The following is a 19825-nucleotide window of genomic DNA, read 5'->3' on the forward strand; positions in this document are numbered from 1 at the left end:
GTGGCAAATAAAGTGAATTCATTTGAAGTACAGCAAGTCACTGAGAGAATCATCAACGATTTATATAATTTTGGAGCACCCGATAAGGCAACTTTGGCGAGCGTCCGCGGCGCAATGTCAATTACCGATGTACGGGCTCAAGCAGTCTGGCCAGTGATGATGGCCGAAATGCGTCCAGAAATGTTAAGTCATACAGGAAAACCAACGTATGCCGAGACTGCCATTTATGCGGCTTTGCGCTTGTTTGCCATTAGTCAACAAGGCCAGAGCCAGTTTGCTTATGCACGAGCAGCGAAGGCATCAGAACCACAAGGCTACACCTTATTTCAAGTTTTGGCCCAGATGCGCCGCAACGAGTCTGACAGAACCAGATTGGATCGCCGGATTCAGCCGCTATTGGCCGTTGGCAATGTGAACCGAGTGGTCAATGAACTGACCCATCTTGTGGAAATCGTGAAAGGGACTCGCCAACCAATTGATTTCGCACAGTTAGCAGGAGATCTCTACAGTTTTCAAATGAGCTATGAATCAGCTAACCAAGTGCGGTTACGCTGGGGCCAACAATTCTTTGCTGTAACGAAAGTTTCTTAATCTGAAAGGAAGTCTTATCAATGACAAACCAAAATATCTATCTCGATTTGAACGTTTTGCAAACTGTTCCTGCGTCTAATCTGAACCGCGATGATACCGGTGCTCCAAAGACAGCATTATATGGGGGTGTAACGCGGTCACGGGTATCTTCTCAAAGTTGGAAGCGGGCTATTCGTACAGGCTTTCACGCTGATGCAGTGCCAACGGCTTCGTTGACGAAAGATACATTTAAACTCTTGGTTGATAAATTACTCGAGGTTGATTCTTCATTGGATGCAGAGGCCGCAGCACAAAAGGCGACTGACGTTTTTGCGGCAGCAAAGGTGAAACTTGATAAGGACAACAAGACCAAGGCGTTGATGTTTGTAAGCCCAGGCCAAATTGAAAAAATTGCCCAATTCGCCACGGACAATGACTCATTGGATAGCAAAGAATTACAGAAAGTTTTCAAGAATGATCAATCACTCGACTTGGCACTGTTTGGGCGCATGGTCGCTGACAATCCTGAACTCAACGTGGATGCTTCAGCCCAAGTCGCGCACGCGTTGTCCACCCACGAAATTGTGCCCGAATTTGATTACTTTACTGCCGTTGACGATGAACAAGGTGAAGATCAAAGCGGGTCAGCCATGATTGGGACGATTGAATTCAACTCGTCAACACTATATCGCTACGCCAACATTAACATCAGTGAGTTGGTTCACAACTTGGGCGACACCGATCTGACGATTGATGGCGCAGTCGAGTTCATCAAACAATTCCTGCTTTCCATGCCGACAGGGAAGCAAAACACGTTTGCCAACCGGACATTGCCAAACTATGTCATGATTTCAGTACGCCAGGATACCCCGGTCAACTTAGTTTCTGCATTTGAAACACCGGTCAAGTCTCGTGACGGTTATGTGACCGAATCCATTAACCGCCTCGATGATGAATATGTATCCGCGCAGCAGTTCGTTGACCGCCCACTTTTGACGGTCGTTTTAGGCGCTGACAATTTCGACTGGACTAACCAAACAGAGGTCTCTTCGGCTGCAAATCTTAATGACCTACTGGCGAGTGTCAAAGACAGTTTGGCAAAGGCGGTGCAGGATGAAGACATTAACGATTAGACTGGCGGCACCGTTGCAGTCCTACGGGGATGAGGCTAATTTCTCGCGGCGAACAACATCACGTTATCCATCAAAGAGTGCCGTGGTGGGAATGATTGCGGCGGCGCTAGGGTATCGGCGTGCTGATCCGCGAATCTTACGTTTGAATAGCTTAACTTTTGCAGTCCGTATCGATCAACCAGGCACCATCGTTGAAGATTTCCACACTGTTGAGTGGAATGCTGGTAAAGCTCCCAAAATCACATATCGTCATTACCTACAAGACGCAGTCTATTTGGTTGCTATTGGCAGTGATGATGCACAATGGCTCGATGATATCGAATTGGCACTCAAACATCCAAAATTTGCGCTTTTCCTAGGCCGGCGCTCGAATGCTCCGGCAGGGCCGCTACAAATTGCGATTACTGATGGCAATCCAGTGGAAGTCTTGACTCAGCGGCAATGGGCCGCATCATCTTGGTATCAGCACCGTTTGCGGAACAACCAGAGTGTCAAGATTCAGCTTGTTGCAGAGGCCACATTATTACCCAATCGGCCTAGTCAAGTGGTCAAAGATGTCGTGGTTTCTTTTGACTCTAGACAGCGGCAGCACAGCTTTCGTGCGGAAGCTAGCACCTGGATTACTCTAGACAATCCGGTGTACGAATCTGATCAGTCGACAACGCATGATATTATGCGGGCCATACAGGATGAGGGGTGAGAGGATGTACCTATCAAGAGTAGAAATCGACACCCACAACCGCGCAAAGCTTAAAGACCTCACGCATTTAGGGGCATATCACAACTGGGTTGAGCAGAGTTTCCCAACTGAAATTGCCAAGCATGAACGCAATCGACACTTGTGGCGTGTTGACACACTCGGTAACAAGCAGTTTTTGCTGGTCTTAAGCAGCGATATGCCGAGCCGTGAAGGCTTAGAGCGTTATGGCGTGACTGGGACGACCTTGATTAAGCAATACGATGCCTTCATGGACCGTATTCAGGTCGATGACATTTTGCGGTTCCGGCTAGTGGCAAATCCGACATACGCGGTGACCAATACAGACGACAGGACTCAGATTTTCCCACATGTGACTGTGGACCAGCAGCGGCAATGGCTGATTAAAAAAGCCGAGAAAAACGGCTTTCAGTTGGTCACCAACACCAATTCGCCAGTCATTGACGGTCAGGACAACTATGCGTTTGACATCACCAGCCGCGAGTATCAGCCGCTCTATCGCCGCCAATCCCGGTCTCAGCACGCGGTTCGGCTGAGCCAAGTGGCGTACGAAGGCCTTTTGCGAGTCAGCAATCGGGAGGTTTTTCTCAATGCTTTACAGACAGGGATTGGTCGTGAGAAGGCCTTTGGTATGGGCTTGATGACTGTCATTCCGGAGCACTAGCGATGGCAAACAAAATGGGCGCTAAGAAGCCTGAATTAACAGAACTAGCCAGGATTAGTGATCGGGTGACTTTTCTGTACCTGGAACACGCGCAATTAAATCGGCAGGACAGCGCCATTCAAGTGCGAGATGCCAAGGGTATTGTCAATATTCCGACCGCAATCGTGAGTGTTTTGATGTTGGGGCCCGGCGTCGATGTTTCACATCGGGCTATGGAATTGATGGGTGACTCTGGCATGGCTGTGCTCTGGGTTGGTGAGCAGGGCGTGAGACAGTATGCTCACGGAAGGGCGCTAAATCATTCTTCACTATTACTTGAGAAACAAGCAAAACTAGTTTCAAATACGAGGACTCGTGTGGCGGTGGCGAGAAAGATGTATCAGATGCGATTTCCTGGAGAAGACGTCACTAAACTCTCGATGCAAGAATTGCGCGGTAAAGAAGGCGCCAGAGTGCGCCGGGTCTATCAGGACGTGTCAAAGCGCACTAATGTTGCCTGGACTCGCCGAGAATATAAACCAGACAGTTTTGAAGCTTCGACCCCAATCAACCAAGCACTGACCGCGGCACACCAGGCTCTTTACGGGCTGAGTTACAGTGTTGTTTCGGCGTTAGGCGCATCGCCAGGATTGGGTTTTGTGCATACCGGTCACGATTTATCCTTTATTTATGATTTCGCTGATTTGTATAAAGCAGAGTTTTCAATCCCGGTGGCTTTTGAGGTGGTGGCAACACTAGAGGACGATGATGATATTGGCCGGAAAACTCGCTTAGCCATGCGGGACAAGTTCGTTGAAAGCAAACTGCTTTTGCGTATGGTTGCCGATTTGAAAGCGTTACTTGAAGTTTCAGATGACGAGGAAAGTGTTGCTTTTCTCAGTTTGTGGGACGATAAGCTGGGATTACAGGACTTCGGGGTGCAGTATGCTGAAGTGGGGAGTGATGAGACCTGATAGTCATTACTTTGACCAAGTTTCCTAAATCACTCCGTGGTGACCTGACAAAATGGTATCAAGAAATCCAAACTGGCGTGTATGTCGGCAATGTCAGTGCCCGAATTCGAGAGCAACTTTGGGAGCGGATTACACAAAATATTGGGTCCGGTGAAGCCACGATGGTTTATAACGCAAAGAATGAACTTGGTTACCAATTCAGGACAACCAGACGAGACCGCGCAGTCATTGATCTTGATGGCGTCCCATTTCTGCAGCATTTAGCCACTGCTCCAGACGTTCGAGAATTAGGCTTTAGCGATATGGCCAAGTTTCATAAGGCCAAGAAGATGGCCCAACGCAATCAATCAAGGCGTGCAACATCAGTCGCCACGCCTAATCTTGTGGCAATAGATGTGGAGACGACTGGCTTAAATTCAGAAAGTGACGCGCTTCTGTCAATCGGAGCGGTTAAGACCAATGGGGAAGAGTTTTATCGGTTGATTAAAGTCGAGGTTGATATTCCGCCAAAGATTCAAGAACTGACTGGTATCAGTACGCAACTGTTGGACGATTTGGGTGTGCCTTTAGCGACCGCTTTAGAAGAATTGCTGACTTTTGCTGGTCAGAAGAACCTGATTGGATATAATGCTAAGTTTGACGAAGGCTTTTTGCTAGCTGCCATGGAAAAAGTGGGGATTGATGCAACCGACTTTGCGATTCGAGATTTAATTCCGGCTGTCAAGAAACACAGCCGTTTTCTGCCCAACTATCGGTTGGAGACCGTCTTGAAGGAATTTGATGTTGAGAATCAGAATCCACATAATGCGCTGGCAGATGCGAAAGCAACTCTGGCTTTAGGAACCAAACTCATAAAAACTGGGACGTTTCGTTTTTGAAAGTGCCGGTCTGACGGGATTTTTTTTAGTGTATTCCCCGTGCATACGGGGGTGATCCCAACTTGAACGTCTTCGTGATGACATGTTGAAGGTATTCCCCGTGCATACGGGGGTGATCCTCATCCCGCCTAACCACATTAAGACGTTCATCTGTATTCCCCGTGCATACGGGGGTGATCCTCAACCCTGGCTTTATATGCAACAGCATCGGTAGTATTCCCCGTGCATACGGGGGTGATCCCGGAATTCATCCGACCGCCAAGCAGCACGCTCCGTATTCCCCGTGCATACGGGGGTGATCCTAGGTGATGCTAAAGGTGATGCTTTAGTTGTACGTATTCCCCGTGCATACGGGGGTGATCCTACCGTCAGTCGAGTTCGAGTTCTCGTAACTGAGTATTCCCCGTGCATACGGGGGTGATCCCGGACTGCTCAGGTTTTGTTTGGCTTGTCTTAGGTATTCCCCGTGCATACGGGGGTGATCCCTGGGGACAGTCGAGGAAACACCGAATCAGAATGTATTCCCCGTGCATACGGGGGTGATCCGGCGCGCGTTGAAAAATGACACCGCCATCGGCAGTATTCCCCGTGCATACGGGGGTGATCCCAATATTAGCTAAAAAAGTTCGCAGTCTAAGGGGTATTCCCCGTGCATACGGGGGTGATCCTGCTGGTTTGGTTAGGTACATGTGCTCCAAGGTGTATTCCCCGTGCATACGGGGGTGATCCTCCGCAAGTTCTCAAAGTTGTCAGCATTCTCTGGTATTCCCCGTGCATACGGGGGTGATCCTGCATGTTACCCGAAGTAGGTTTGCTTACAAAAGTATTCCCCGTGCATACGGGGGTGATCCCCATGATATTTCAATCGCAACAGGCATTCCAGTGTATTCCCCGTGCATACGGGGGTGATCCTGTTACTATCCACAAGGGTCAACCAGCACGACAGTATTCCCCGTGCATACGGGGGTGATCCCAAGGATATTTCAATCGCAACAGGCATTCCAGTGTATTCCCCGTGCATACGGGGGTGATCCTGCACGAAGTTCAATCAGTGCATGAGGTTGTCGGTATTCCCCGTGCATACGGGGGTGATCCCATGAGGACGCTATGCAAGGACTGTCACAACAAGTATTCCCCGTGCATACGGGGGTGATCCTGTGGAAACGTTGGTGGACGCAGTCAATAAGTCGTATTCCCCGTGCATACGGGGGTGATCCTGGAAGGCATTTGGCACCAAACAAATCAATGGCGTATTCCCCGTGCATACGGGGGTGATCCTGTAGAAATCGAAATCATCATTACCAAAGTAATGTATTCCCCGTGCATACGGGGGTGATCCCCAGGGACCCGCTTTTGGTTGAGACCTCAATAAGTATTCCCCGTGCATACGGGGGTGATCCCTTTACTATCCACAAGGGTCAACCAGCACGACAGTATTCCCCGTGCATACGGGGGTGATCCCAAGGATATTTCAATCGCAACAGGCATTCCAGTGTATTCCCCGTGCATACGGGGGTGATCCTGCACGAAGTTCAATCAGTGCATGAGGTTGTCGGTATTCCCCGTGCATACGGGGGTGATCCCATGAGGACGCTATGCAAGGACTGTCACAACAAGTATTCCCCGTGCATACGGGGGTGATCCTGTGGAAACGTTGGTGGACGCAGTCAATAAGTCGTATTCCCCGTGCATACGGGGGTGATCCTGGAAGGCATTTGGCACCAAACAAATCAATGGCGTATTCCCCGTGCATACGGGGGTGATCCTGTAGAAATCGAAATCATCATTACCAAAGTAATGTATTCCCCGTGCATACGGGGGTGATCCCCAGGGACCCGCTTTTGGTTGAGACCTCAATAAGTATTCCCCGTGCATACGGGGGTGATCCTTCCGTAAAGGTCTTGCTTCATCTTGCTGTCGAGTATTCCCCGTGCATACGGGGGTGATCCCATGCCGTGGGGCGAAGGCTACATCGAAGTCAAGTATTCCCCGTGCATACGGGGGTGATTCAAAAGAGACAGAGACACGGACAGCAATGACGAGCGCAACGACCAATACCCGGCCTCTCTTGGACAAATTAAGAAAATTTTCCCAACGGCGTATGAGGAATACCTGAGACTAGTTACAAAGATTGTGGAGGAAGAATAATGATGAATTTTGAAGATGACGCAATTCGCATCGTTTCGGAAGCAGAAGCCGCCTACGAAGAAAGTTTCGGAGTTCGTTTTCCAGTTGAGCTCTATCAGGACATTACACGAAATGAATATTATGATTTTTCGATTGAAGGCGCCCGCCGACTGAATGTGATTATTTTGAAAGCAGTCGCCGACGGCAAACCCGTTGATACGCCAGAGGATTTTTATCGGCGTCAATATTAGCAATTTCTCGACCTGAGCACGTCGTCTAAAAGGCTTATTTTTCTTACTCTCGTCGGGCTCGTGACCCGTCAAAACAAACGATAGGAGTGGACAGAAACGGCTGTGTATTTCCCGTACATAATAGGGATGATGCCGTCATATCCGAGCGCGATTTGACAATTACTAATATCCCCCCATGTTTACAGAGGGGTATACGTTCACCTTCTGCCCAGCAAACTTTCCCTTGCTATAAACCTTGGTTTAGGGTTTATTCTTTGGTTATACAAAAGAAAAGAGGGCCTTTAACGATGAAGACTGCATTTATTACTGGGGGCAACAAGGGAATTGGATTTGCTTTGGCTAAGGCATTGGGACTGGCGGGCTGGCAGGTTGTGATTGGTGTTCGGACTGAAGCAAATGGTCAAAAAGCGTTGACACAACTCGCGGCTGCCGGCGTCTCACAAGCTAGTTTTTTAATCTTAGATTTAAGCCAGTCAGACACAGTGGCAGCAGCCGCAGCACAATTAAAGGACCGGTATCCAGACTTTACCTTATTAATTAACAACGCGGGCGTTCCAGGCAATATGGGCTCTAGTGTAGAAGAAACTGAATCTGACTTGCGCTCTACGATGGAAGTGAACTTCTTTGGAACCTTCCAACTGACACAGCTTGCTATTCCGTTACTTAACGAGAATCACGGCCGCATTATCAATGTGACGATTCCCACAGCCGCAAATCCTATGTGGAATCCACTGGCTTATAAGGCATCTAAGGCGGCTCAGAATGTGATGATGGATTCTTTGGCCATTGATTTAACTAAGGCTAAAAAGAACGTCGAAATTTTCAGTATCCATCCTGGTCCAACCACCACAGACTTGAATGGCAACACCAAGCTGCCAGGATTCCACACGCCTGATGACGTGGCCAACCAAATGATTCAAATTGTTGAGGATGGCCGCAGCCATCATGGTGAATTTATCGAAATCTATTCAGAATTGAAATAGAGTCGGCAGCCAGCACAAGATGTTAACCTCACTTTTGCTTTTAGGGTAAAGTTAAAGCGAGGTGATATGATGAATAAAACACGGATGGAAGCTCTCACGGATGGCATTATTGCGATTGTCGCGACAATTATGGTTTTGGAAATTCATGCCCCCGACAGCTTCACGTTTGCCAGCTTACGTGATCAAGTGACTGCAATGATTGCCTATGTGATTAGCTTCGCCTTAGTGATTTTGTCTTGGTACAGCTATCATTTACTGTTTCAGCGGGCTAAAAGAGTTGATTTGCGTGTCTACTTGGCAAACGCGGCTTGGTTGCTCGTGTTGTCAGCGATTCCGTTTGCGACGTCATGGGTGGGGCTATTTCCTAATCATTGGCAGCCAGAATTAACGTATCTAGTGATTACGACGCTTTGGGCATTGCTCTACACGGTCACTTCTATGGCCTTGAATCGCGCCAATCCCCAGGTGAATACGCCAGTGAATCACGAACCGCGCCTGAATATTTTCATTCGCTATTTCATCTTGCTGGGATCACTGATTATTCTGCCATTCTGGCCTCCAATTGCATTGGTGGGGACCTTGGTGTTGATGGGAGTTAGTCTCACTATGAATCTAATCTATGAAGAAAAATAAGCTTGGAGAACGACGTGATGTCGTTCTTTTTTTGTCTGGTGGTAAGATACAGTAGAATGAAGATGAGGTGATGAAAGATGAATAAAGAACGTTTGAATGGATTAACCGATGCCATTATTGCCATTGTGGCCACCATCATGGTGCTGGAAATTCATGCCCCTGATAGTTACAAGTTTGAAAGCCTGAAGGATCAAGTGCCAGCCATCGTGGCCTACATTATCAGTTTCACTTTGATTATTTTGTCTTGGTACAGCTATCATTTGATGTTTGAAGAGGCAAAACGGGTCGATTTGCGCGTTTTCTTATCCAACGCGGCGTGGCTGCTCGTATTGTCCGGGATTCCCTTTGCAACCTCTTGGGTCGGGGAATTTCCTACGCATTGGGAGCCAGAACTCACTTATTTATTGATGACACTTGCCTGGGTGCTGATGTACAGTGTGACTGCGTTGATGCTGAATCGGGCCAATCCTGAGCATAAGGGAACTGTGGACGAAGAGCCGCGCGCCAATCTCTGGATTCGCTTTGAGATTCTAGTAGCGTCCTTGTTTATCCTACCGTTTTGGCCACCGATTGGATTAGTGGGCACGCTGGTTCTCATGGCTGCTACTATGGTCATGAACCTTAAATACGAACCCCAGTATCAGAAACACTAAAGCCCTGATAGGATGCTAGAATAGAGGTAAGGAGGTGGCGACGATGACCAACATGATTCAATATGTCACGCAAACTAAGCAGACGTTTAGTGACCGGCCATTGACCGAAGTGGATGCAGCAATTTTTGCCCAGGCGGCTTATTTCGACTTTCTCGATCTGGAGCGCCGCCACCTGACACAATTCTCACAACTAACAGATGCTGGCCTACAAGCCCGCTTGACCAAAACAAACTGGTTCCCAGCCAAAGGCCAAGCTTTGCTGCTGGCGCTCAGTCATAGTCCACGATTCTCAGCTGTGTCATGGGCGAATTATCAACAACGGACCCGCCAATCTACGCAAGAACAATTTGCGGCGCTAACCTTTGATTTGGGTGGCGGGGATTATGTGGTGAGCTTCCGGGGAACGACCAGCACATTAGTCGGCTGGGCGGAAGATTTCAACATGAGCTATTTACCAACTGTGCCGTCACAGCGGAGTGCGGTCAAGTATCTTACTGACCAGATGCAGGCGCATCCTGGACGTTACTGGTTGGTCGGCCATTCAAAAGGCGGTAATCTGGCTATTTTTGCGTTTGAAAACTTGCCGGTGGCGCTGCAAGCTGATATCCAAGCGGTCTATAGTTTTGATGGGCCCGGGGGTCTGCCACATCAGCCCTTGTTGGAGCAGCGGATTACCAAACTGGTGCCGCAAACGGCCATTGTTGGGATTTTGATGACGGCCGATCAACATTTCTCCGTGGTCCAAAGTGACGCCACCATGATTTTTCAGCATGACTTGTTCTCTTGGCAAGTCATCGGCGAACAATTCGTCCGGCTGGCGCAGACAGATTGGTTCTCGCAATATACCCAGCGGATGTTGACAACGTGGTTAGCCACGCTGAAACCTGATGTGCGCAAGAACATTCTGCGAAATCTCTATGGGGTATTGGATGTCGGGGATGCGAAGACGATGGCGGAATTGGGGCAGAGCCTGCCGCGAGATTTACCGCTGTATTTGAGTGAGCTTCGCAAAACGGACCCTCTGACGCGTCAACAGATTCAGTCTGCGGGGCGGGCGATGTTTGGTGCTATTTCATCGAGTTGGAGTCGGCGAAAATCAACCAACAAAAAAAGCGATTGAAATCAAAATGATTTCAATCGCTTTTTGATTTATTTCCGTTTAGCGGCCATGACTTCTTGACCAAACTCAGTTTGATCGAAGTGGTCGATGATACGGGTTAAATCTTTCAGAGAGAGACTAGCGCCAAATAATGGACTGCCAGGCTCGGTCATAATCCCATCGGCAATGTTATCGTGCACGACTTGATCAAAGCCCATCGTATCAACGAAGTGAGCCACTGTGTCGACTGCTGCTTTGTCATCACCGGTGACAAAGAGGGCTTTGCGTTTAGGATCACCTGCAGGGCGCGCTTCTTCTTGCAAGTTGTGATAGCCCATATGGTTGAAGGCTTTCACAATCGTGGCATCTTTAAAGTAAGCTTGCACCTGCTCGCTTGAGGTCGTGTTTGGATCCAAGACTTCTTCACGAATCCCATCGGTTTCCCACCAGTAATTCATCGCATCAATAACTAACTTGCCTTTCAGCAAATCAGGATTGATATTCTTGTAACGGCTCAGTGGAATGGCCAGAATCACGATATCAGAGTTGGCGACGACATCCTGGTTTTCAGCGGCAATGGCGCCTGGAACCAGAGTCTTAATGGTTAAGGCAATCTTTTTGACGTCACCAGAACCGGAAATTCGCACTTCATAGCCGGCTTTTAATGCCAAGCCAGCCAGCACAATCCCAACTTTACCTGCACCTAAAATACCTACACGTTTGATTGCCATTAGTTTGCTGCCACCTTTTCACTAAGGATTTCCTTGACGCGGGGAACAACCTTTGTTGCGTACAATTCAATCATCCGTTCGCGTTGGGCTGCGGTTTGGTTACCCGCACCATAGACGAGGTCGAACCGACCCAAATCAAGTAACTTAATGGTCCGAGCAATGCGTTGCGCGACGAATTCGGGATCGCCAACATAGAAGGAACCAACTTGGGTCTCGCCTTCGAATTGTTCCCGGCTCATTGGTGCCCAGCCACGGGTTAAACCAATGCGGTCGAAGTTAGCCTTGATGTTCTTGAAGGCCACTTCCATAGCTTCATCCTTGTTATCAGCAATGAAACCATGTGAGTGGACGGCTACAGGATATTCAGGCATCTTCAATTCCTTAGCAGCAGCGTGGTACAAGTCAACGTACGGCTTGAAGCGGTCAGCTTGGCCCCCGATGATGGCAATAATTACTTTGTAACCAAAACGGGCAGCCCGAATAATAGACTCTGGTGAGCCACCAATCCCAATATAAGTTTCAAGCTTGCCGTGTTCAGTCTTTGGATAGACTTCTTGATTCTTCAATTCCTGAACGAAATTACCAGAGAAGGTGACTGGCTTCTCATTGCGAAGTTGATCATACATGGCCAATTTCTCGTTGAACAAATCATCATAGTCGGTTAAATCGTAGCCAAAAAGTGGGAAAGATTCGGTAAATGAACCACGGCCTAACATGACTTGGGCCCGACCATTGGATAAGGCATCCAAGGTTGCAAATCGTTCATAGACCCGGACAGGGTTATCTGAACTCAAGACTGTGACGGCAGTGGCTAATTTAATATTCTTTGTCACTGAGGCAATTGCCCCGAGGACTGTTTCTGGACTGGAGACACTATAATCTGGACGGTGGTGTTCACCAACCCCAATGACGCTCAGGCCATATTGGTCGGCGATTTCACCTTCGTGAACGATTTGGCGAATGGACTGGGCAGCACTTTGCAAGCTCCCGTCTTCGTTTGCAACGATATCACCAAACGTTTCAATCCCAAATTCTAACTTATTTACATCTACCATTATTTCGGCCCCCAATGTCGTTTTACTTACTTTTTGTAAGTTGATAAGTTTAGGATATTACAAAATGGACCAGTTGGCAAGCGTGACTTAATCTTTAATTGTTAGGGGATTTGCTTGCGTAATCCCGAAACATCTCGGATACTTAATGTATTGCAATGGAGAATGGGAGAAAATGATGGTTATTAGGAATCGAAAAACACTCCCCATTTGGCTAGTGGCCTTCTTAATCGTGGCCTTGAGCTATTTTGTCACTAGTTGGGTGGCCGGGACGAATCAGCTGCTAGGTGGCAGTGTCATGATGAACGATCTCAGTCAACAATACTTATCCTTATTCCAGTATTATCGCCATACGCTGTTCGGCCAGTTTGATCAGGCTGGTTTCAGTCTCAGTAATGGGATGGGTGGTCTAATGGCCGGGAACTGGGTGTATTACCTGATCAGTCCCTTTAATATCGTGTCATTGGCCTTCCCAGTGGATCGCATGCCAGAAGCCTTGTACGTCATTATCTGGTTGAAAATTGCCAGTGCTGGCGCCACGTTTACATGGTTCATCCACAAGTGTCAGCCCCAGTTGGCTAACACGCTGGCGATACTTCTAGGTGTCAGCTATGCCCTGATGGGCTGGACAATGAATTACCAGTCTAACTTAATGTGGCTTGATGGCATCGTGTGGTTACCTGTGATTGTCTGGCAGTTACGGCAGCTATTGGCCGGTAAACACCGGGTCCCTTATACCTTAGTTCTAGCACTGATTATCATTAGTAACTATTATATTGGCTTCATGATTGCCATCTTCTTGGTCTTCTTGGCACTTGTTTATGCAGCTGATCAGTTTACATCCTGGCGGCAGCTTTTTATTCAAGCAGGCCGATTTATCGGAGCCTCACTCTTGGGTGGCTTGTTGAGCGCGGTGGCCTTGATTCCATTGGTGATGGACTTGATGGCCAACAAGGGCCACGTCACCACGCCAACGATTGGCTTGGCAACCAAGCTACGCCGCATGTTGTGGCAGGTACCAGCCCAATTGACACCAGGGCACATCGGAATTAATGCGCCGAGTCTGTTTGTCGGGACACTGGTGGTGATGGCTGTGGCTGGGTTCTGCGTGAATGGGAGATTCAGTTGGCGCCATCGCTTGTTGAACGTCGGCGTACTCGCCGTTTTAATATTGAGCTTAGTGCTGCCAGCGTTGTACTTACTCTGGCATGGCAATCAATTGCCACAGTCTTATCCCTACCGATTCGTCTTCCTAATTGGCTTCTGGCTGCTCGTGATGGCAGGGGAGCAATTAGCGCAGCCCGACTGGTCTCGAGCTGTTTGGCTGTCGAGCGTTCTCTTCCCACTTGGGCTGCTGGGCTACCAAGTCCTGTTACGTCATCGGTTGACCTTGAGCTGGGTTGCGATCGCCTGGGGCGTGGGTATCTTGGCAATCCTGGCGGCTGGTTTCTGGATTGGACGAAAGCATCCGACCGGGATGAGCGCGATCCTTGTCTTGGGGGTGGCGCTGGAGATTGGGCCTAACAGCGTCTTAGGGCTGCAAGCACGCCAGACATCACCTGGTGCCAGTTATGCGGCCTACGTGCAAACAGTCATGCCGGAAATGCAGGCATTGGCTCGTCAGCAAAATCTCGGCCGCACAGAGAAGACCTTCATGCGTGGCGGTGATCGCGGTGATGGTTATACCTTCAATTATCGAGGCATTTCCGCATTTTCTTCCAATAATGATCCTGATTTAGCCAGTTTTCTCGGGCAAATGGGTGTGCCTGCTTATGGCTATTATGAAGCCTATTTCAATGGCACCCAACTGACGGACAGTTTATTCGGCATCCAAACGCTGGTTGATTATACGAATCCAGGTAATGCCAAAGCTGATTTGAATCATTACGGCAGTCGCACTGATGTCGCGGCTTGGCCAGTGGTCGCTGAAAATGGTGCCTTGACGGCTTACCATAATCCCAATGCACTCCCGCTGGGCTTTGCGACCGCGGCCGACCTAACCTTACCGAAGTTTTCCAAAACTGATGTCTTATCCAACCAGGCAGCCGTGCTTAACCGCATCGCTAATCGCAAGAGGGCGTATTTTAGGGCGCCAGTGCAACCGCAGGTGAACTTTCAAAATCTTAAACAAGCCGGACCGGTTCTCAGTAAACTTGATCCGAAAAAGTCAGGGACACTGACGCTCCGTTATCCTGTTCAAGCTGGGGTTCCAACATATTTGCTGTTGGATGGGGCCTTAATCAAAAACGCGCAATTGACGATCGATGGCAAGCCAATCACGATGTATCAGGCGACTATTCAGCCGACGGCGTTTGGGGTCACACCGGCGCAATCACAATTAACGATTACCTTGAAGCTTGACGTAGCCAGTGTGTATTATTCAACACTGCAGGTCAGACAGCTCAATGTTGCCGCCTTACAAGCGACAACTAAAGCCATTAAGCAGGGTGGCTGGCGACTACAAACAGTTAAGCATAATGTGCTCGCCGGTCGGATTCGATTAAAGGCTGATCAACAGTTGCAGACAACGATTCCGTATACTGCCGGTTGGACTGCCACGGTTGACGGTCGAATCATGCCAGTGACGCGCGGTTTGAAGCATTTCTTGGCCGTGAAGGCACCGGCGGGCGACCATCGCATTGAATTACGATTCCGCACACCGGGATTACGGCTAGGCGCGGTTGTCAGTTTCATCGCTTTATTGGTTATTGCCGGCCTCTGGTGGCTGAATGAGAAGCGCAGACCAACGAAGCATTAAAAAACACCCTCACATCAACTTAGCGGTTGATGTGAGGGTGTTTTCAGTTTAATTGCGTTTGACTGCTGAAGTTTCCATGTAGTATTCAACGTCGTGGAAAGTTTTGGCTTGCTTCGCTACTGAAGATTTCAAGGTTGTCGTCCATTTCCCATCGGATAGGTAACGATTATCTTCACCAAAGACGCTGATATTTTTCTCCATGGCCATCACTTCTTGCATGTATTGACTGCCAGTATAATTAGCGCGCTTGAAGATCTCTGGGAGCACATACATTGGACTGATGTCTGCGCCTTTACCTGTGAAACTGTTGCCTAAGGTTTTCTTAGCGGCAGGATTGGCCCACAGCACATATGGCGTATCGAAGTAGTTCTTATAGCCGGTGGTTGTACTTTGATCTAAATCAATTCCAAGCATCTTGTAGGTACTGTTTTCTGCACCACCCCAAGGATTATGGTCACCCCAGAAGGCCAAGACAACGGGTTCTTTATAGGACTTGAGTGAATTGACCAGTTTGAGCAATGCATTGGAAGTTTCACGCACACCAGTTAAGTAGTTGTTAATGATGGCATAGTCAGATTTATTATAGCCATCTTGCCAAGTGACTAATGGCGTTCCACTGAAGGTCGTGTCGTAAGGGCCATGGTTTTGATAGGTGACAGTCTGGTTGAACAGATACTGCCCGTTTTTGTTAGCCCTTTTCAGGCTAGCTTCCAGATTATCAAATACGAGTGAGTCTTTGACAATGAAGTCCTTGCTGACATGATCATCATAGTAATTCTCTTTGTAATAGAAGTGCTGGAAGCCAAGATAGCGTTCAATGTTTTGCCGATTATAGAACCAACCATAACCAGGATGGCGTTTCTCGGTCAGGTAACCTTGCTGATTAAAGTAGTCAACAAAGGACAACATTGGGTGCGTGATTGGCGGCGTTTTGCTGTAGCCAGTCAAGACTTTGCGCTCGGTATCAATGGTCCCACCACCGAAAATGTTCGTGGTTAACTCACCACTGACACCTTCTTGCTGAATCGTATGTAAGCCAGCATAGACGGATGGATCGATTTTAATTTGCGACCATTTGCTGAAGTCGTTAAAGGCTTCCAGTTGAATGGTGATGATATTGACCTTTTTGTTCTTTGGAATATTAACATTCTTGTATTTAGCCAATTGGGCTTTTGCTGCGGCCTCAGAATAATTTGCTGGTGGCAACAGTTGATCCTTGTTGGTAGTATTCAAGAATGAATACACGACCCCTTTGGTTAAATAGCGGTTCGTGCCACTCCATTGATTGGCCCGAGTAACTGCCATAATGTTGGTGTAACGCACGTCATTGAGAAATAACGGCTTGAAGCTCAATGCTGAGACAATGACGACCGCCACAGCCAACAAGGCGCGCAAGCCGAAATGGCCTGCAGGCGCCCGGAAGAGGAAGGCGACAATCAACGCGAGCACGATAAATGTCCCAATGATCAGTAAATACTTCAAAGGCAGCATGTAATTGTAGCGCGTCCCCATGTTTTTGGCTTCTGAAGCTAAGGACAAGTCGATGTAACGTAATGGTGAGCCACGGTATTTCAGCATCAGGAAATTAGTGATCCCAATCGCTAATGTGGGCAAGCTCCCAAGCAGAATGCCCACACCGACATTATTGAACAACAGATAAAGAATCAACATGAGGGCAATGGCCATCAAGCTGTTCATAGTCAGAACGTCAGGCCGACGAATAATATCAGTAACCATTTGGAAGTTATAGCGATTGGTGGCAATAATGAGCGCCCCAATCGTAATGCCATATGCGGCAATCAACAAGGTGATGAGATCACGTAAGCGCCATAACCAGGCGCGTCGTTGATATTGCTTCAATGTCAGCGTCCGTCGACCCACGCGTAAACCAATTTCGCGCCGACGGATAGAACGCAGGTAACGCCGATAGAACTTTGGTGCGACAGTCAATGGACCATCAGTTTGTGCGACTCGGTCGAGAACACTCGGCATGGTGGCGGTCGCTTGCCCCTGTAAGTCTATGGGTAAGCCTAGCCCGGTCACACCCCAGGCCTCAAGAATCGCGTTGGGGATCTGGGCGACTAAGGTGCCAGTGCCAAGATGGCGGGGCTTGATGGTCGCCCATTGTTCAGTCGTCAGTGGGCGCTTAAGTAATGTTTGCCAGAAGTGAGTTTGATAACTGGCTTCACTCATGAGATGAAGGGCGCGCCCCAGCTTGAACCACCAGAGAAGAAAGATGGTCAAGAAGCGACCAGGTTTCAGGTGGTAGTAATGGCGGACAATTCGCCGCATGAGTTTGCGATCATTAAAATAAACAGTTGCATCATTCAAAAGTAGTAGGGCCTCCTATTTTATTTCCCGGGCAATATAAATTGGGCGATGCTTAACTTCCAAGTAGATCCGCCCAATGTACCGACCCAACACCCCAATGGCTAACAGCTGCAAGCCACCGATGAACAGAAAAATTGAAACCATGGAAGGCCAGCCAGCGGTCGGGTCGCCAAAGATTGCAGCCCGAATGATGATGAAAATCAAGGCAAAGAGCGAAAGTACAGCGCTAATGCCACCGAGCCATGAGACAAATGTCAGTGGCGCGTCGGAGAAGTCGATAATGCCATCAATGGAATATCTAAACAAGCTGGTGAAGGACCAGGATGTTTCACCATGTTGGCGTTCAACATTAGCATAAGGAAGATATTTAGTTTTAAAGCCCACCCAACCAAATATTCCTTTAGAGAAACGGTTGCGCTCACTCATGTCGAGAATGGCGGCCACGACTTTTGGCGTCATCACCCGGAAATCCCGTGCACCTGGGACAATCTGAGTTTGGGAGATTCGATTAATTAACTTATAGAACATGTTAGAGAAGAAAGAGCGTAGCCAGGGTTCTCCAGTGCGATCAACTCGAGCTGCTCCCACCATTTCGTAGCCTGATTCAATATTTTGAATCATCTCAGGCAGCATGCTTGGGGGGTCTTGTAAATCCGCGTCCATAATGACGTAGAGATCGGCTTTGGCAGTACTCAGCCCCGCATACATGCCGGCTTCTTTCCCAAAGCTACGCGAGAAATCAATATAGTGAACGTCAGGATCAGTGGTTTGCAGCGTCTGCACGGCGCTGAGCGTGGTGTCGGTGGACCCGTCGTTGATGTACCAGAACAGGGGCGCATATCCATCGATGTCCGCAAAGGCCGTTTGCACCGCCTGATAAATGAGCGGGACATTCTCAGCCTCATTGTGGCTCGGAATAATAATGGCGACTTGCTTCACGAATGTTTCCTCCAAATAATGATAATATAAGTGGTCTAGGCAATATTATACGCTATTTGCCCATCACTGTCAGAGGAGTCAGGGACTTATGCTATAATATTGACAATTAAAAGGAGAAACTCATGCGTGCCTTATTCAGAAAATATGAAACTTTGATTCGCTATTTATTTATTGGCGGCTTAACCACATTGGTGAACATTGTGGTTTTCTTTGTGCTTAATGCCATGTCAGTCCCGTTACTCTGGGCCAACACAGTTGCCTGGTTAGTCAGTGTTATTTTTGCTTTTTTTACCAACAAGAGCGTTGTGTTCCAATCCCAGTACACCAACCGGCGCCGGTTCCTTATTGAACTAGGCTCGTTTTTCGCTTTGCGAGCGGCCTCCCTGGTGCTCGACAATGGCATTATGTATCTGGGCATCACCGTCATGGGTCTTTCTGTGTTACTGGTGAAGTTAGTCAGTCAGGTCATTGTGATTGTCGCCAACTACTTATTCAGTAAGTTGATTTTCAGATAAGCGTAATCTTTGACGAATATGCCATTTGGTGGTTAACTGACCGTTAATTAATTCAGTTGGAGGCGTTGAAATGGCTGATGAACCAATGATTACGGTCGTTGTGCCGACATATAATCTCGGTCAGTTTTTTAAAGATAGTGCTGAGAGTTTATTGAAACAAGATTATCCAAACTTTGAAGTGTTCTTAATTGATGATGCCTCGACCGATGGCACGGGCAAGGCAGTGGATGCTGTGGCCGCCCAAGATGAGCGATTCCACGCCGTCCATTTTCCAAAGCATGAAGGGGTCTCGGTTGCCCGTAATTATGGCATTGATCACGCATCGGGTGAGTTCGTGACTTTTGTGGATGGCGATGATCAGGTGAAACCGGCATTCTTGCGGATGTTGGTTGAAGGCTTTGCCCAAGGGCCTGCCGATGTGGTTACGGTTGGTTATACTTGGGGGCGTTGGTTTGAATCGCACGGTGCCAAGCAAGGTTGGCAGGCTGTGTCAAAGCGGGCCATGTTTGATGCAGTTCGCGCACGTGGGGATGAAATTGGCGGTTACGTTTGGAATAAAGCCTTTCGGGTCTCGGTGTTGCGCGACAAGCACATTCGGTATGACGAGTCACTGACTTTAGCAGAAGATTTACTTTTCACCACTGAGGCTGTCGTCGCTGGCGATGGTTTCTGGTTCAATCCTGCTGTCTTATACGACAAGATTAATCGTCCTGGCAGTACCATCCACAGTGCCACCATGGCCATGCGTCAAAAAGAGCAGGCTGTGCGGCGGCAAATGGATGCCTTGGGTGACAAAATTTAATCACAAAAATACCCCTCGCTGCCAGAGCAGTCAGG

At 48.4% G+C, this 19825-nt stretch carries 18 protein-coding genes and 1 CRISPR repeat array; of the genes, 14 read left to right on the forward strand and 4 right to left on the reverse strand.

The window, feature by feature from the left end:
• The 11 genes from casB (at position 1) to FC34_RS05555 (ending at position 10683) form a co-directional block, all read left to right on the forward strand.
• A complete protein-coding gene (gene casB / locus FC34_RS05505) occupies positions 1 to 591 on the forward strand; it encodes a type I-E CRISPR-associated protein Cse2/CasB (RefSeq protein ID WP_083479260.1) in 591 nt (196 codons plus the stop codon).
• A gap of 20 nt (positions 592 to 611) precedes the next feature.
• Entirely contained in the window at positions 612 to 1703 is a 1092-nt protein-coding gene (gene cas7e / locus FC34_RS05510; RefSeq protein ID WP_057894395.1) for a type I-E CRISPR-associated protein Cas7/Cse4/CasC, read from the forward strand.
• Complete coding sequence (gene cas5e / locus FC34_RS05515) at positions 1684 to 2403, forward strand: type I-E CRISPR-associated protein Cas5/CasD (RefSeq protein WP_057894396.1); 720 nt, start codon at positions 1684 to 1686, stop codon at positions 2401 to 2403. Before cas7e ends, cas5e begins: the two co-directional genes overlap by 20 nt.
• A gap of 4 nt (positions 2404 to 2407) precedes the next feature.
• Positions 2408 to 3085 (forward strand): type I-E CRISPR-associated protein Cas6/Cse3/CasE, encoded by a 678-nt coding sequence (gene cas6e, locus FC34_RS05520; RefSeq protein ID WP_057894397.1) that lies wholly within the window; start codon positions 2408 to 2410, stop codon positions 3083 to 3085.
• Between the two features lie 2 nt (positions 3086 to 3087).
• Positions 3088 to 4038 carry a type I-E CRISPR-associated endonuclease Cas1e gene (cas1e, locus tag FC34_RS05525; RefSeq protein ID WP_057894398.1) on the forward strand — a complete coding sequence of 317 codons (951 nt, stop codon included), beginning with the start codon at positions 3088 to 3090 and terminating at the stop codon, positions 4036 to 4038.
• Entirely contained in the window at positions 4035 to 4916 is an 882-nt protein-coding gene (cas2e, locus tag FC34_RS05530) for a type I-E CRISPR-associated endoribonuclease Cas2e (RefSeq protein WP_057894399.1), read from the forward strand. The genes cas1e and cas2e overlap by 4 nt, the downstream gene beginning before the upstream one ends.
• 30 nt (positions 4917 to 4946) lie before the next feature.
• Positions 4947 to 6926: a CRISPR direct-repeat array (repeat unit 28 nt; unit sequence GTATTCCCCGTGCATACGGGGGTGATCC).
• Between the two features lie 137 nt (positions 6927 to 7063).
• Positions 7064 to 7294 (forward strand): hypothetical protein, encoded by a 231-nt coding sequence (locus FC34_RS05535; RefSeq protein WP_057894400.1) that lies wholly within the window; start codon positions 7064 to 7066, stop codon positions 7292 to 7294.
• A 287-nt stretch (positions 7295 to 7581) separates the two neighbouring features.
• Entirely contained in the window at positions 7582 to 8277 is a 696-nt protein-coding gene (locus FC34_RS05540; protein ID WP_057894401.1) for an SDR family NAD(P)-dependent oxidoreductase, read from the forward strand.
• A gap of 66 nt (positions 8278 to 8343) precedes the next feature.
• Positions 8344 to 8910: a TMEM175 family protein gene (locus FC34_RS05545; protein WP_083479261.1), complete on the forward strand. Its 567-nt coding sequence runs from the start codon at positions 8344 to 8346 to the stop codon at positions 8908 to 8910.
• Between the two features lie 77 nt (positions 8911 to 8987).
• A complete protein-coding gene (locus FC34_RS05550) occupies positions 8988 to 9563 on the forward strand; it encodes a TMEM175 family protein (protein WP_057894403.1) in 576 nt (191 codons plus the stop codon).
• Between the two features lie 43 nt (positions 9564 to 9606).
• The gene (locus FC34_RS05555; protein WP_057894404.1) at positions 9607 to 10683 is read left to right on the forward strand and encodes an Mbeg1-like protein; all 1077 of its coding nucleotides are present in this window, start codon (positions 9607 to 9609) and stop codon (positions 10681 to 10683) included.
• 29 nt (positions 10684 to 10712) lie between these two features.
• Here the strand turns inward: FC34_RS05555 and FC34_RS05560 are convergent, their stop codons facing one another.
• Positions 10713 to 11393: an NADPH-dependent F420 reductase gene (locus FC34_RS05560; protein ID WP_057894405.1), complete on the reverse strand. Its 681-nt coding sequence runs from the start codon at positions 11391 to 11393 to the stop codon at positions 10713 to 10715.
• Positions 11393 to 12448 (reverse strand): LLM class flavin-dependent oxidoreductase, encoded by a 1056-nt coding sequence (locus FC34_RS05565; RefSeq protein ID WP_057894406.1) that lies wholly within the window; start codon positions 12446 to 12448, stop codon positions 11393 to 11395. The genes FC34_RS05560 and FC34_RS05565 overlap by 1 nt, the downstream gene beginning before the upstream one ends.
• A 172-nt stretch (positions 12449 to 12620) precedes the next feature.
• On the opposite strand from FC34_RS05565, the gene FC34_RS05570 reads away from it, so the two are divergent.
• A complete protein-coding gene (locus FC34_RS05570) occupies positions 12621 to 15203 on the forward strand; it encodes a YfhO family protein (protein WP_057894407.1) in 2583 nt (860 codons plus the stop codon).
• A gap of 48 nt (positions 15204 to 15251) precedes the next feature.
• Here the strand turns inward: FC34_RS05570 and FC34_RS05575 are convergent, their stop codons facing one another.
• Both FC34_RS05575 and FC34_RS05580 read right to left on the reverse strand, forming a co-directional pair.
• On the reverse strand, positions 15252 to 17534 hold the full coding sequence (locus tag FC34_RS05575) for an LTA synthase family protein (RefSeq protein WP_057894408.1): 2283 nt from the start codon (positions 17532 to 17534) through the stop codon (positions 15252 to 15254).
• A 15-nt stretch (positions 17535 to 17549) separates the two neighbouring features.
• The gene (locus tag FC34_RS05580) at positions 17550 to 18473 is read right to left on the reverse strand and encodes a glycosyltransferase family 2 protein (protein WP_057894409.1); all 924 of its coding nucleotides are present in this window, start codon (positions 18471 to 18473) and stop codon (positions 17550 to 17552) included.
• A 122-nt stretch (positions 18474 to 18595) separates the two neighbouring features.
• Between FC34_RS05580 and FC34_RS05585 the strand changes: the two genes are divergently transcribed.
• Together FC34_RS05585 and FC34_RS05590 are read left to right on the forward strand one after the other, a co-directional pair.
• Positions 18596 to 18988 (forward strand): GtrA family protein, encoded by a 393-nt coding sequence (locus tag FC34_RS05585; protein ID WP_057894410.1) that lies wholly within the window; start codon positions 18596 to 18598, stop codon positions 18986 to 18988.
• A gap of 70 nt (positions 18989 to 19058) precedes the next feature.
• Positions 19059 to 19790, forward strand: a complete 732-nt coding sequence (locus tag FC34_RS05590; protein WP_057894411.1) for a glycosyltransferase family 2 protein — start codon at positions 19059 to 19061, stop codon at positions 19788 to 19790.
• Positions 19791 to 19825: the final 35 nt, after the last annotated feature.

Origin of the sequence: Lacticaseibacillus brantae DSM 23927, from assembly GCF_001436115.1 — a bacterium.
GTDB classification, from domain to species: Bacteria; Bacillota; Bacilli; order Lactobacillales; family Lactobacillaceae; genus Lacticaseibacillus; species Lacticaseibacillus brantae.

Coding starts and splice junctions, on each gene's coding strand:
- cas7e (WP_057894395.1), top strand. CDS start 612: ATGACAAACCAAAATATCTATCTCGATTTGAACGTTTTGCAAACTGTT.
- cas5e (WP_057894396.1), top strand. CDS start 1,684: ATGAAGACATTAACGATTAGACTGGCGGCACCGTTGCAGTCCTACGGG.
- cas6e (WP_057894397.1), top strand. CDS start 2,408: ATGTACCTATCAAGAGTAGAAATCGACACCCACAACCGCGCAAAGCTT.
- cas1e (WP_057894398.1), top strand. CDS start 3,088: ATGGCAAACAAAATGGGCGCTAAGAAGCCTGAATTAACAGAACTAGCC.
- FC34_RS05535 (WP_057894400.1), top strand. CDS start 7,064: ATGATGAATTTTGAAGATGACGCAATTCGCATCGTTTCGGAAGCAGAA.
- FC34_RS05540 (WP_057894401.1), top strand. CDS start 7,582: ATGAAGACTGCATTTATTACTGGGGGCAACAAGGGAATTGGATTTGCT.
- FC34_RS05545 (WP_083479261.1), top strand. CDS start 8,344: ATGATGAATAAAACACGGATGGAAGCTCTCACGGATGGCATTATTGCG.
- FC34_RS05550 (WP_057894403.1), top strand. CDS start 8,988: ATGAATAAAGAACGTTTGAATGGATTAACCGATGCCATTATTGCCATT.
- FC34_RS05555 (WP_057894404.1), top strand. CDS start 9,607: ATGACCAACATGATTCAATATGTCACGCAAACTAAGCAGACGTTTAGT.
- FC34_RS05560 (WP_057894405.1), bottom strand. CDS start 11,393: ATGGCAATCAAACGTGTAGGTATTTTAGGTGCAGGTAAAGTTGGGATT.
- FC34_RS05565 (WP_057894406.1), bottom strand. CDS start 12,448: ATGGTAGATGTAAATAAGTTAGAATTTGGGATTGAAACGTTTGGTGAT.
- FC34_RS05570 (WP_057894407.1), top strand. CDS start 12,621: ATGATGGTTATTAGGAATCGAAAAACACTCCCCATTTGGCTAGTGGCC.
- FC34_RS05585 (WP_057894410.1), top strand. CDS start 18,596: ATGCGTGCCTTATTCAGAAAATATGAAACTTTGATTCGCTATTTATTT.
- FC34_RS05590 (WP_057894411.1), top strand. CDS start 19,059: ATGGCTGATGAACCAATGATTACGGTCGTTGTGCCGACATATAATCTC.